The organism is Candidatus Poriferisodalis sp., assembly GCF_965208485.1.
Taxonomy (GTDB): Bacteria; Actinomycetota; Acidimicrobiia; order Acidimicrobiales; family Poriferisodalaceae; genus Poriferisodalis.
The window spans coordinates 3,845,378-3,858,043 of sequence record NZ_OZ242344.1; the positions used below are offsets into that span (position 1 = coordinate 3,845,378).

13 protein-coding genes are annotated in these 12,666 nt (G+C 68.8%); 8 read left to right on the forward strand and 5 right to left on the reverse strand.

What is annotated here, in order from left to right:
- The first annotated feature begins 19 nt into the window (after positions 1–19).
- Positions 20–1,684, forward strand: coding sequence for an ABC transporter permease (locus ACOGXQ_RS17705; RefSeq protein ID WP_419944923.1), 1,665 nt, complete (start codon positions 20–22; stop codon positions 1,682–1,684).
- Positions 1,685–1,713: 29 nt separating this feature from the next.
- On the opposite strand, the gene ACOGXQ_RS17710 is transcribed toward ACOGXQ_RS17705, so the two are convergent.
- Complete coding sequence (locus tag ACOGXQ_RS17710) at positions 1,714–3,813, reverse strand: acetoacetate--CoA ligase (RefSeq protein WP_419944924.1); 2,100 nt, start codon at positions 3,811–3,813, stop codon at positions 1,714–1,716.
- Between the two features lie 81 nt (positions 3,814–3,894).
- On the opposite strand from ACOGXQ_RS17710, the gene ACOGXQ_RS17715 reads away from it, so the two are divergent.
- From ACOGXQ_RS17715 to ACOGXQ_RS17725, 3 genes are all read left to right on the forward strand, one after another.
- The gene (locus ACOGXQ_RS17715; protein ID WP_419944925.1) at positions 3,895–4,674 is read left to right on the forward strand and encodes a TIGR03084 family metal-binding protein; all 780 of its coding nucleotides are present in this window, start codon (positions 3,895–3,897) and stop codon (positions 4,672–4,674) included.
- Between the two features lie 162 nt (positions 4,675–4,836).
- Positions 4,837–5,463 (forward strand): dephospho-CoA kinase, encoded by a 627-nt coding sequence (coaE, locus tag ACOGXQ_RS17720; RefSeq protein WP_419944926.1) that lies wholly within the window; start codon positions 4,837–4,839, stop codon positions 5,461–5,463.
- Positions 5,460–6,395, forward strand: a complete 936-nt coding sequence (locus ACOGXQ_RS17725; RefSeq protein ID WP_419944927.1) for a PaaI family thioesterase — start codon at positions 5,460–5,462, stop codon at positions 6,393–6,395. The genes coaE and ACOGXQ_RS17725 overlap by 4 nt, the downstream gene beginning before the upstream one ends.
- 46 nt (positions 6,396–6,441) lie before the next feature.
- Here ACOGXQ_RS17725 and ACOGXQ_RS17730 read toward each other — a convergent pair whose 3' ends face one another.
- Positions 6,442–6,594, reverse strand: coding sequence for a hypothetical protein (locus tag ACOGXQ_RS17730; protein WP_419944928.1), 153 nt, complete (start codon positions 6,592–6,594; stop codon positions 6,442–6,444).
- A 101-nt stretch (positions 6,595–6,695) separates the two neighbouring features.
- On the opposite strand from ACOGXQ_RS17730, the gene ACOGXQ_RS17735 reads away from it, so the two are divergent.
- The 4 genes from ACOGXQ_RS17735 (at position 6,696) to ACOGXQ_RS17750 (ending at position 10,932) form a co-directional block, all read left to right on the forward strand.
- Entirely contained in the window at positions 6,696–7,565 is an 870-nt protein-coding gene (locus ACOGXQ_RS17735; protein WP_419944929.1) for an HAD family hydrolase, read from the forward strand.
- Complete coding sequence (locus ACOGXQ_RS17740; RefSeq protein ID WP_419944930.1) at positions 7,562–8,074, forward strand: hypothetical protein; 513 nt, start codon at positions 7,562–7,564, stop codon at positions 8,072–8,074. The genes ACOGXQ_RS17735 and ACOGXQ_RS17740 overlap by 4 nt, the downstream gene beginning before the upstream one ends.
- Before the next feature lie 133 nt (positions 8,075–8,207).
- Positions 8,208–9,464, forward strand: a complete 1,257-nt coding sequence (locus ACOGXQ_RS17745) for an acyl-CoA dehydrogenase family protein (RefSeq protein ID WP_419944931.1) — start codon at positions 8,208–8,210, stop codon at positions 9,462–9,464.
- A gap of 79 nt (positions 9,465–9,543) precedes the next feature.
- Positions 9,544–10,932 carry a hypothetical protein gene (locus ACOGXQ_RS17750; protein WP_419944932.1) on the forward strand — a complete coding sequence of 463 codons (1,389 nt, stop codon included), beginning with the start codon at positions 9,544–9,546 and terminating at the stop codon, positions 10,930–10,932.
- 221 nt (positions 10,933–11,153) lie between these two features.
- Here the strand turns inward: ACOGXQ_RS17750 and ACOGXQ_RS17755 are convergent, their stop codons facing one another.
- The 3 genes from ACOGXQ_RS17755 to cysC form a co-directional block, all read right to left on the reverse strand.
- Positions 11,154–11,465: a hypothetical protein gene (locus tag ACOGXQ_RS17755; protein ID WP_419944933.1), complete on the reverse strand. Its 312-nt coding sequence runs from the start codon at positions 11,463–11,465 to the stop codon at positions 11,154–11,156.
- A gap of 38 nt (positions 11,466–11,503) precedes the next feature.
- On the reverse strand, positions 11,504–11,749 hold the full coding sequence (locus ACOGXQ_RS17760; RefSeq protein ID WP_419944934.1) for a hypothetical protein: 246 nt from the start codon (positions 11,747–11,749) through the stop codon (positions 11,504–11,506).
- 308 nt (positions 11,750–12,057) lie between these two features.
- Positions 12,058–12,648 carry an adenylyl-sulfate kinase gene (cysC, locus tag ACOGXQ_RS17765; RefSeq protein ID WP_419947426.1) on the reverse strand — a complete coding sequence of 197 codons (591 nt, stop codon included), beginning with the start codon at positions 12,646–12,648 and terminating at the stop codon, positions 12,058–12,060.
- Positions 12,649–12,666: the final 18 nt, after the last annotated feature.

The window sequence follows — 12,666 nt, forward strand, 5'->3', positions numbered from 1 at the left end:
GCCGCTGAGCCGGACGCAGATGCCACCGCCAGCTACCCGCAGCCGGCCGCTGCGGCAGCGCCGGGCGGCACCAGCCGCCGGATGGGCGATTGCGGCAGCCGCGCCGCTCGCGTTCATGGCGGTGTTCTTCGTGTACCCCGTCCTGACGGTCGTCGGCGACGGGCTCAGCGGGCTCGCCGACGTGCTGGGCCGCTCCGCAATCCGCGGCGTGCTGTGGTTCACCTTCTGGCAGGCGGCTGTGTCGGTTGCGCTGACGCTCGCAGTCGGCATTCCTGCCGCGGCGATGCTGGCCCGCCTGCAGCCTCGTGCCCGGCGGATCGTGCGTGCGGTCATCACTGTGCCGTTCGTGCTCCCGACGGTGGTGGTGGCCGGCGCTTTTGAAGCCACCTTCGACCGGTTCGGACTCGACGAGGGTGCGCTGTCGCTGCACCACACGGTGTGGGCGATCCTGGCGGCGCACGTCTTCTTCAACTACGCCGTCGTGGTGCGGACCGTCGGCTCCTGGTGGGCCGGACTCGACGGTCGCAACGCGGACGCGGCGGCAGTGCTGGGCGCCACGCCTGCCCGGGCCTTCATCGGGGTCACCTGGCCGCTGCTGCGCCCCGCCGTCGCAGCCGCAGCGGCGGTCACTTTCCTGTTCTCGTTCACGTCGTTCGGTGTGATCCTGATTCTCGGCGGGCCCGCACGCGCCACGGTCGAGACCGAGATCTACCGCTATGCGATCACACGGCTCGACTTCGCCACGGCTTCGGCGCTGGCGCTCTGCCAGCTCGTGGCCGTAGCGGCGCTCGTCGCACTGGCGGGCGTCGCCGAGCGGCGCAGGACGGTCGCGCGGCGGGGCCCCGGACGCACGGCGCCGCGGCGCCGTCGAGGGGTGATCGTGCCCAATGCCGCCGTCGCCCTGATCCTGCTGGGGGTGCCGATCGCGTCGCTGGTGGAGCGGGCGTTCGCGACCGGCGACGGGTACGGACTGGGCAACTTCGCCGCGCTCGCCGAGCGGGTGCAGATGCTCCCCGCCACGGCGCTCGCCGCACTCGGGCACTCGCTGTGGTTCGCTGCACTGGCGATGGTCATCGCGACAGTGGTCGGCGTCCTGGCGTCGATCGTCGTCGTGGGAGGCCGCGCTCGGGCGGCGATCGCGGCACGCGGCTCGGCGTGGCTGCGGCGCCTCTTCGATGTGGGCCTGACGCTGCCACTGGGAGTCTCCGCCGTCACGGTCGGGCTCGGCATGCTGCTCGCGCTGGACACGCCCCCGTTCGACTTCCGCACCGCATGGTGGATCATCCCGGTAGCGCACGCGCTCGTGGGCATGCCGTTTGTCGTGCGGACCCTGGTGCCCACGATGCGCTCGATTGACCACCGGCTCCGCGAGGCCGCTGCGGTGCTGGGGGCATCGCCGCTGCGCACACGCCGGGAGGTCGACGTGCCGATTGCATCACGGGCGGTTGCCGTCGGTGCAGCCTTCGCCTTTGCCGTCTCGCTCGGCGAGTTCGGGGCGACGGCGTTCCTGCCCCGGCGGCCCGACACGCTCACCGCGCCGCTGGCGCTGTTCCGCCTGCTCGGCACGCCGGGGGAGACCCTGCGGGGTCAGGCGATGGCGCTGGCAGTGGTGCTGATGGCGGCAACCGCGCTATCGGTGCTCGTCATCGAGGGGTTGCGCCGCACGGACGAGTCGTTGTTCTGAGGCTGCAGTCGCGCAGTGGGCAGCGGCGCTCAGCCGAGCGCCAGGGCGGGGTGGTCGGCGAAGTGGCTGAGCGCGTCGGGGTCGTCGATCGCTTCGACGTTGGCGACCGGGCGGCCCTCGACCACATCCCGCACGGCGAGCTCGACCAGCTTGCCCGACCGGGTCCGGGGGATTGCCGGCACCTGGGCGATGACCGCGGGCACGTGCCGGGGCGAGGCTCCTGATCGGATCTGCGCGCGGATCCTGCCGATCAGCTCGCCGTCGAGCGTCAGCCCGTCGCGCAGCTTCACGAACAGCACGACTCGCGTGTCGGCGCTGGCCGTCGAGCCTTCGCCGGCCGCAACCCGCTGACCGATCACGACGCTCTCGAGCACCTCGTCGATCCGGTCCACCTGCCGGTAGATCTCGGCGGTTCCGATGCGCACGCCGCCCGGGTTCAGCGTGGCATCTGACCGTCCGCTGATGATGATCCCGCCGCCAGGCGTCCACTCGGCGAAGTCACCGTGGTGCCAGATGCCCGGGTAGCGGTCGAAGTACGCGGCGCGGTAGCGCTCGTCGCCGGGATCGCTCCAGAACTGCAGCGGCATCGACACGAAGACATTCCGGCACACCAGCTCGCCCTGCGCGCCGGCACCCAGCGAGCCGCCGCTCGAGTCGGCCACGTCGACGTCCAGCCCCAGCGCAGGCACCTGGATCTCGCCGCGGCGGACCGGTCCGGTGGGATCGCCGATGACGAAGCCGCCGCAGATGTCGGTGCCGCCTGAGAATGACGCCAGGTGGACATCGGATTTGACCTGCGAGTACACCCAGTCGAAGCCCTCGGGCGCGAGCGGCGAGCCCGTCGAGGCGATGGCGCGCACGGTGTCGAGCCCGTGGGTCTCCGCCGGCGCAATGCCCGCCTTCATCGCGCCCTCAATGAACTTGGCACTGACACCGAACAGCGTCACGCCCCAGCGATCCGCCACATCGAAGAGCCGGTCGGGGCCGGGGTGAAACGGCGACCCGTCGTACAGCACCAGCGAGGCCCCCGCCGCCAGTCCTGCCACCAGCCAGTTCCACATCATCCAGCCGGTGGTCGTGAAGTACAGGACGCGGTCGCCGGGGCGGACGTCGAAGTGCAGTCGCTGCTCGCTCCAGAGCTTCAGCAGCGCACCGCCTGCCCGGTGGACGATGCACTTCGGCTTGCCGGTCGTGCCCGACGAGTAGAGGATGCACACGGGCTGGTCGAAGTCGCCTCGCTCGAAGATCAGGTCGTCGCCTGTGGCCGTCCGGAACGGCTCGAGCCACGTCGACCATCCGGTGACTCTCGATGGGTCGATCCCTGCGGTGTCGAAATCGGAGCCGACGATGTCGGCCCGGAGGTCGTAAGGAGCGAGCACCAGGCGGCGCAGCGCGGTTCCCGAGCTCGCGAGGCCGGAGGCCACCTCGGCAGCCTTCGCCGACGTGCGATGGCGGATGCCGTTGTAGTAGTAGCCGTCGACGGCCACGAGCACCGTCGGCGCTATCTGGCCGAACCGGTCGAGTACGCCGTCGATGCCGAAGTCGGGGCTGACCGACGAGTACACCGCTCCCAGCGAGGCTGCCGCCAGGAACACGATGAGCGCCGCCGGGCCGTTCGGCAGCATCGTGGCGACCCGATCGCCCACGCCGACACCGTCAGCGCTCAGCGCTCGCTGGCATGCCGCAACTTCGGCTCGCAGCTCGCCATAGGTCATGGTGGACTCGACGGCGTCTTCGCCGATGAACACCAGCGCGGTGCCGTCGAGCGGTGGGCCGCCAGCCGTTGGGGAGCGCAGGTAGTGCTCGGCGATGTTCAGGCTCGAGCCGGCAAAGAACCCGAGTCCTGGCCTCGGCACGACGGCATGCCCGCGCTGCGAGCTCCGCGCAACGAAGTCCTTCCCGAGCTCGCCGATGCCGTCGCTGAAGTCCCACACCGCACGCCAGAACGCCCCCGGCTGGCTCACCGACCACTCATGCAGGTCTTGGTAGGAGTGCCGATCGAGCCCCAGGCCGACCTGAGAGGCAAAGCGCCAGAGCTGCGTCGAGCGGCGTCGCTTGTCATCGGGTTGCCACAGCACAGCGCCGCCCGGAGGAGACGCCGGATCGTGGCGATCGGTTGATCTGCTCATCGAGCGCAACCTACTCAGCCACTGCGAAGGGCAGTGATCCGGCAAGATCCGATAATCCGTCGAGGGGTAGGGTCCACGCTCATGGACGGCATCTGCGACGACCTTCAGGCCGAGACGGACGCGCTCGGCGATGTGGTCAGTGACATCAGCGAGAACCAGTGGCGCCTGCCCACGCCCGCGGAGGGCTGGGACAGTCGCGAGACCATGGTCCATCTCGGCATGACCGACTGGGTGGCGACAGTGGCCGTAGTCGATCCCGAGCGCTTCGAAGACTTCACTGCGGCAGCCGCACGCGGCGAGATGGACCTGCACACCGCGGCGGGATTCGACTTCGCCGCGATGTCAGGGGCGGAGATCTGGGACTGGCTCTGCGAAGAGCGCTCCAAGATGCTGGCCGCCGTTCGACCGCTGGACACCAAGGACCGGATCCCTTGGTTCGGACCCAGCATGGGCGCCCTCTCGTTCGTCACCGCCCGGTTGATGGAGACATGGTCGCACGGCCACGACGTGGCCGACACCCACGCGCGGGAGCTGCCCAGGACCGACCGGCTGCGCCATGTCGCCCACATCGGGGTCAGCACCCGCGGATGGAGTTACGCGAACCGGGGCCTCGAAGTGCCGCCGGGACCGGTGCGGGTGGAGCTGGATGGCCCGAACGGCGATGTATGGACCTGGGGACCGGACGTCGCCGCTGACAAGGTCAGCGGCGACGCGTACGAGTTCTGCCTCGCAGTGACCCAGCGTCGCCATCACACCGAGACCGGGCTGTCGATCGAGGGTCCGCTGGCGCTCGAGTGGATGGGCATCGCGCAGGCTTTTGCCGGCCCGCCCACCGACACCCAGCATCGCCGCGTCGCCTGACGCTGTGCTCGATGCCGCGCTCCCAGAGACTGAGCCGTCAGGCGAAGCCGTGGCCCGAGCGGCCCGTGAGCCCGTATCCAATGGGAATAGGGAACAAGAGCGGCAAGGAACTGGCGCATCCGCGAGAGCGTTCACCCATCCGCGCAGTCCTTCGGGAGTGCTGTGCTGATTGTCGGGCTGACGGGCGGTATCGGAGCCGGCAAGAGCACGGTCGCCGACCTGCTTGCCGGTCACGGGGCGGCAGTCGTGGACGTCGATGCGTTGGGCCGCGAGATCCTCGCGCCTGGAGGTCCCGCAGTGTCCGGTGTGCTCGACCGATTCGGTGCCGAGCTGGCAGCTTCAGACGGCGGCATCGACCGCCCCGCGCTCGCACGGATCGTGTTCAACGACGCCGACGAACTCGCCGCGCTCAACGAGATCAGCCATCCGGCCGTCAACCAACTCCTGGACGAACGGATCGAAGCCATTGCCGCTGCCGCAGACGCAGAGGTCGTCGTGCTCGACATGGCGGTGCTGGTGGAGAGCACGCTCGGTCGGGAGACCCGATTCCCCTACGAGGTCGTCGTCACGGTGGAGGCGCCGCCCGATGTGCGCTTGGAGCGCCTTGCCGAGCGCGGCATGACCGAGGCTGACGCCAGGGCTCGCCTGGGTTCGCAGGCCACTGACGACCAGCGGCGGGACGCTGCTGACTTCGTCATCGCCAACGGCGGAGTGCCCGACGAGCTTGCCGAGGTGACGTCGCAGCTGTGGGATGCGCTGCAGCGTCTTGCGGACGAGCGCGCGACATGAGCACTGCCCCCGGCGACGCGGCCGGCGGGCCGTCGGGCGGCGCTGCCGCCGCTGCGGCGCCTGCCGCCGTTGTGGCCTCCGTCGCCTCTGAGGCGTCGTTCCGCTACCCGCCCCAGAATCACATCCTGCGCCATCTGCGTCTGAGCCACTGGATGTCGGGTGACGGGTCGCTGGCCGCGACGATGCCGGTGCTGGACGATCTGGCGGACAGGCCGCTGTCCGACGGCGGCTGGCTGCGCTTGGGCGCAGTCGCCACCTTGGTGGATTCCGTCGCAGGTCACCATGCGGTCCTGCAGGTATCGCCGGACTGGACGGCCACGCTGCACCTGTCCACGGTGCTGGCGGCGCGCGCGGAGGGTTCTGCGGTGACAGCCCGCTGCGTGCCGCTGCGGGTGGGACGCAACCAAGTGGTGACGGAGACCTCGGTGGTCGATGAGGCTGGCACCGAGATCGCCCGCTCGGTCTGCACCTATGCACGCCTGCCGCGCCGGGACGACACGCCGGTGGTGGACAGCACGGCACGCGACAACACCGTCGACTACCGGGAAGACGACGAGCTGGACCCGAGACCGCCGCTTGATGAGTACCTGCGTATCACGCCGGTGCCGGGCGAGCCGCGCATCGAGCTGCCGATGCACAACCGCATCCGCAACTCATTCGGCTCGCTGCAGGGGGGCGCCTCGATCGTGGTGGCCGAGGTCATGGCGAACCACCTTGCCGGCCTGGCATCAGAGCGCGAGCGCAGGTCACGTTGCGTGTTCGCCGACATGCACTACCTGGCGCCGGGCCGGGGCGGCCCGTTCCGCGTCGGCGGGGAGATGCTGGCTCGCACCGATCACCTCGTCACCAGCCGCACCCGGATCTTCGAGACCGCCGGAGGCGCCGACCGGCTGCTGCAGACCGCTACCGCAACAGCGGCGTACCTGGATTGAACCAGCCGGCGTCCGGCGGATTCGCAGATCATGTCTGTGTTCCGGTTCACGGGACATCGGTGAACATTGCTGAAGGGAAAGCAAGTGCACGCTCCCCGTCGCCACCGGGTGTCGCCGGCGTCGTCGCCTGCATCTGTGCATCTGCGAGTCGGCGATTGGTATCGGCAGCGATGTGCTCGGCTTCGCCGTAGATGTCCACAGGCTCAGTTCAGGCAAGCGCCTTGATCGGCTCTAGCCGGAATGCAGGAATATAGGAAGTCACGGGCGTGCGAGTCACACCGGCCCTCTACCGTGCAGGGCATGAACACCGCGGCCGCAGGCACGGCATCTGGAGGATCAGCGTCGATGCCTCGAGGCGGATTGCCGCGGCTGGCGGCGTTCGATGTGGACGGAACGCTGATCAACCGCCATGGCGTGCTCACCGAGCGGACGGCAGCGGCGCTGCGGGCGCTGACCGAAGCGGGCGTCGTCGCCGCCTTGGCCACCGGTCGGCCGTGGCCGCAGGCCCAGTCGGTCCTGCGCCGAGCGCCCAGCGTTTCCTATGCGGTCTGTCTCAACGGGGCGGTCGTGATGGACGCCGTCGCAGGCGAGCAGATTGCCGATCGGGCCATGACGCACATCGAGGCCATCGAAGCAGCAGAGATCGCCCGCAAGCTGATGCCCGATGTCCGGCTCGGGCTCGATTTGGCCGACGGGCGTCACGTGTGGGAGCACGACTTCGGTCCCGCAATGCCCGCTGACCTGCTGGCAGACATCAGCGTTGCCCGCGTCGACGACGCGCTCGCCGCCGTCGATGGGCCGGTGCTGACGTGGTTGGTGCACGCGCCCAGCAGCGACACGCTGACGATCATCGACGAGCTCGCGCCCGAGATGCCCCTCGGCACTGAGATTCGCCCGTCGGGTTTGGACATGGCAGAAATTGCAGCCGCCGGGGTCAACAAGTCAGCGGGGCTCGAGATCATCTGCCAGCGCTACGGCATCGATGCGTCAGAGGTGCTGGTGTTCGGCGACGGGCTCAACGACATCGACATGCTGCGCTGGGCCGGCCAGGCAGTCGCCATGTCGAATGCACCGCCCGAGGTGCAGGCGGCGGCCGATGTGGTGGCCCCCAATCACCACGACGACGGCGTCGCGGCAGTGATCGAGCACGTGCTGGAGGGGGTCTCATGACGACGGAGCCCGGCAGCGAAGAGCAGTCCGCAATGGCAGGCGAGGCGTCGGCGCCCAAGCCGTCTGTCTGGGAGCGGATGCGGCGGGGCATGGCCGATCACAACGCCAAAGCGCCGCGTACGCCCATGGGAATGCCCGAGGTCGTTCCCGACGACGACTCAGGCGACGACTCGGCCGACGGCGAGGACGAATCGTCGGAGGGAGCAACCGCCGAGCTGGTGCTCGAGCGCATCCATCACTACCGCGACACCATCCGCAGCTATCACGTGCTCATCGAGGGCCAGCGCGTGGGTCAGATCCGCGACGACAAGACCGAGAGTTTCGTGCTGCGCCCCGGCAGTTACACGCTGCGGCTGCAGCTGCTGTGGCTCTTCAGCCCCAAGGTCGTTGTCGAGCTGCCCGCCGGCACCGAGACGCGCATGATCTGCGGCCCCAACGGCGGCATCCTGCAGGCGTGGCGGCTGTTCTTCGCCCCGGCCACAGCAATCTTTCTCCGCTTTGCGGACTGATTCGCACCTATAGCCTTCGAGCCGTGGATGAAGCGCAGCCGGATGAGCCACGCCTGTCGGCGACGAGGAGGAGCGTGGTCATCGGCGCGTGTTTGGTCGGTGGGATCATCTGGATCATTGCTGAGTTCCTGCGGTGAGCGCGACGTCTGGTCCCGAGCTCAAGTCTGAGCTCGATGCTTGGCTGGCGGAGAACTGGGATCCCGACATCAGCGTGCGGGAGTGGTGGGGTCGGCTGGCTGCGGCCGGACTGTCCAACCCGACGCTTTCCGAACCGTTCGGCAAGGGCTGGGGCCGCGCCGAGACACGCGTGCTCGTCGATGCGATCCGCGCTGCCGAAGCCGTTGGCTCGCCCGCCGGACTCGGCATGCTGCTCGCTGCCCCCACCGTCCTCGAGCACGGCACGCCCTCCCAGATCGAGCGCTTCGTGCCGGCCATTCTCGACGGCACCGAATCTTGGTGCCAGTTGTTCTCCGAGCCCGGCGCGGGCAGTGATCTCGCCGGTCTGCAGACCAAGGCCATCCGCGACGGCGACGAGTGGATCATCACCGGCCAGAAGGTCTGGACGTCCGAAGGCTCGCACGCCGACCTAGGGATGCTCGTGGCGCGCACAGATCCCGAGGCGCCGAAGCACCGCGGCCTCACCTGGTTCGCCTTCGAGATGGACCAGGAGGGCGTCGAAGTGCGGCCGCTGCGTGAGATGACCGGGCGTTCGCTGTTCAACGAGGTGTTCATCGACGGGGCCCGGGTGCCGCACGCGAACATCATCGGCGAGCTCAACGACGGATGGCGCGTGACCAACACGACGCTCATGGTCGAACGCGCGGGCATCGGCGGCAGCCACGGACTCGCATTCGCCGCCGCGCACCCCGGATCGATCGCGGGACACCTCGACCGACCGGTCGGCACGTTCCGCGGCAAGCGGCTCCCGCTGGCAGCCGGGGGAGTGGGTCCCGGCACGCTCAACCAGCTCAGCGCTGAGGCTCGTGCTCGTGGGCGTGACAGCGACGCACTCGTCCGTCAAGGACTCGCTGCGATGCACATCGACCTCGAGCTCATGCGGCTCTCGGCCGTCCGCGGGCGGCAGCGATCTCAACGCACCGGCGGCGAGGGCAATCTGGCGAAGCTGCGAATGACGGCGGCGTTGCGACGTGCCCGGTCGCTCGCCAGCACCATCCTCGGAGCGGACATGACGCTGTGGGGCGACGCTGCAGCGACGGACGGCGTGCTGCAGGAGATGGCGGTGTTCTCGCCCGCGCCGTCCATCTACGGCGGCACCGACGAGATCCAGCGCAACATCTTGGGCGAGCGGGTGCTCGGACTGCCCCGCGAGCCCGGTCCCGACCCGGCGACGCCGTTCCGGGAGCTTTCCCAGAACGCCACGTCTTGGTAGGGCCGTCCGGCAGCACAACGGCGTTCCATCGAGGCGATCGCGACGCACTGATGCGGCATGCGGCGCAGAATGTGAGACAGTGAGCATCCCTGAACCGCCACGGGGCTTGGAGATCCTGCCTGAAGGCGGTGCCGACTTCGCCGACGTACAGGAGACGGTCGTCGAGCGGCGGCTGTCACCGTTGCCGCCCCGCTTGACGGCCTTGGGGGTGCTGGTGCTGGCGTTGGCCGTCGCTGCGGTGGTCGTGGCGTGGCTGCGCGGCGACTCCGAACCCGACGATGCCGAGACGGCTGCGGCCACCACGACAGAGCCGCCCGTGACGACTACGACTGGGGCGCCCGAGTCCCCGCCGCGCACCACGCTGCCCCCGCCCACGGCGCTCGACGGAGGGATAGGCGATCTGCCGCCGGTGCGGCCCGAGGCGGAGATGATCGCCACGCTGGCCGGCGATCCCACGGGCAACGCTCGCGGGTTCCTGTTCCAACTCGACCTGCTGAGCGGCGCCGCGGCGTATGTGCCGCTGCCCGGATTGCCGCACACGCTGATCGATCTCGGCGGCACCGTCGTCGTGGGCATCGGACAGGACGTCCTGCGGGTGGATCCCGAGACCGGCGGTACCGTCGTCGTCGCCGAGGACACCGGGGAGGTCCTGCCCGCGTACAGCCCGCCGGGCATCGTCGCTGTTGTCCGCAGCGCTGAGCATCTCTTCGCCCGGGTCGTCGGACCAGACGGCGTCTTCCGCTCGGCGGTGCAGCTGCCGAACGAGGCCCGCGTGCACGGGGCGCTCGGGGATCATGTCGTGGCGTCCATGGCCGGCCGCGTCATGGCGGTGGACGGCCGCAACCAGGCGCTCCAGCTCGGCGCCGGGCGGGTGCTGGCGGTGGGCGACAGCCATGTCGTCCGGCTGCAATGCGAGGAATACGGCTGCCGGATCACCGACACGAGTTTCAGCGCGACGGTCGGAGAAGACCGGCGTGAAGAATGGTGCGAGGAAATCTGCGCCGAGGCAGCGGGGCAGTTCGGCAACTCAGATGACCAGGACAGCCGAGTCGAGCGGGCCGAGGACTGCGAGACGATCTGCGAGGGCTACCCGATCGTCACCGGAACGATCTCCGAGCGCATCATCGACCTGCCCTCAGAGCTGGCAGCGGCGTCGCCGGACCGCTGGAGCCAGCAGGGCGTGATGTCGCCTGACGGCAACCGGGTCGCGATTCGGCTGCGGCACGGCGACTTGACGCCCGCAGGGGTGGTGGTCGTGGATCTCGACGAGGGGTGGGGGCGTCATTCGCCCGAGATCGGCGTCGATCTCGGGCACATGGCGTGGGCGCCTGACAGTCGGTTCCTGCTGTACACGCTCGACAACGATGTCATGGTGTGGGATGTCGAGGCCGCGCCGGGACAGCTTCCCTCCGGCCGGGCCCAAATCGGCGAGCCGCTCGAGCACATCATCCTGCGCAGCAGTTCGTAGAACTCAACCTCTTGGACTCGGCTCTGCGGCGGTAAGGCGGCATGGCGCCGACCGTTGGGTCGTCCGGCATCTCGACGATGTCATGGCCGACCACGGTCATCGAAATCTCCTGCGGGGGTAGGCGGGGTGCAGATCGAAGAGAGTCCCGGCAGCAGCGTCTGAGAGGTCAGCCGACGGCGGTCGGCAGCATCCCCTATGCCGTCACTCCATTCTCCGAGCGCTCAGTACGCCTCGAAGCGGGCGTTCAGCTTCTGCATGTCATCACCGTCGGTAGTCAGAATGAACGTACCGAGGCGTTCGGCGATCACCGCGAGGTGGGCATCGACGACGTCTGAAGTGCTCGAAGCGGCCAATCGGCGACCGACCGAGACCGACTCGTCGAGGGCATGGACATCGAAGTGACGCAATGCACGGGCCAGATTCGCTTGCCGGGCAGGGTCGCGCCAGACTTGGGCGAGCACCGGGTGGGTCGTGTGCAGTTCGTCACCGCGCTGGGCGGCCCGCTTGATCAGTGCCCACAGCCGAGAGTTCACGCGTTCTCCGTCGGCGATGAACGGTCCAGCATCGACAATCAATGGCTGACACCCTGGCGGTTGAGTATTTCGTCGGCCCATTCGAGGTGCTCGCGATCGATCGGGCCTTCCGCCGCTTCCCATGAAGCAATCAAGTCGAGCATCGCTTGGCTGCGGCGGCGACGCTTCACCTCAGCTAGGAGCGATCTCTTGATGGCGAGCTTCTTGGTGCCATCGATCGCTGCCAGTTCGGCGAGCGCCGCCTCCATCTCGTCGTCGAAGTCGATCGTCGTCTTGTGAGCCATACATCTATGGTATGTAACCCTTACCCATACTGGCAAACAGATTTGCCGACGATCAGGCAAGATGAGCAACATGGCCGTCGAAGTGGGATCTGTCTGGACTCGACCTGGCCACGAGTTCGGAGTGGGCAGCACTCAACGTCGTTCGCAGACTGACCAGTCAGAAGGAAACTCTGGCCTCGCAATGGGCGACTGCGATCCGGCTTGCCCAAGCGAATGGTGCATCGCTGCGGGACATCGCCGCGGTCGCCGACGCCTCGCCCCAGACGATCGCCGAGATCTGCAAAGAGTGAGGGCCGGCGAAGGACGACTCAGCGGTCGGGCGTCAGGGGGAGGGCGGCGAGGAGTTGGGCGACGCAGGCGTCGAGGGGCTGGGAGGTGTCGACGGTGATTTCGGGGACGGGTGGCGGCTCGTAGGGGGCCGAGATGCCGCTGAAGTCGGGAATCTCGCCGGCCCGGGCCTTCACATACAGGCCCTTCGGGTCGCGGGATTCGCAGACGTCGAGCGGCGTGTCGACGTATACCTCCACAAACGCGCTGTCGGGATGGATCGCACGCACCTGGTCGCGGTCGGCGACGTAGGGCGAGATGAACGCCGTCAGCACGACAAGCCCGGCGTCGGTGAACAACCGGCACACCTCGCCGATGCGGCGGATGTTCTCGGTGCGGTCCTCCGGCGAGAAGCCCAGGTCGCGGTTCAGCCCGAAGCGGATGTTGTCGCCGTCGAGCACGTACGTCGCAACTCCGCGTTGCAGCAGTGCTTCTTCCAGTGCGAACGCCAAGGTCGACTTGCCGCTGCCCGACAGGCCGGTGAACCACACCGTCATGGCGCGATGGCCGAAGTGCGCCTCTCGTCCGGCGCCGGTCACCCGCCCTTCAGCCCGCACGATGTTGCGCGACACCGGCTCGTTCTCGGAACC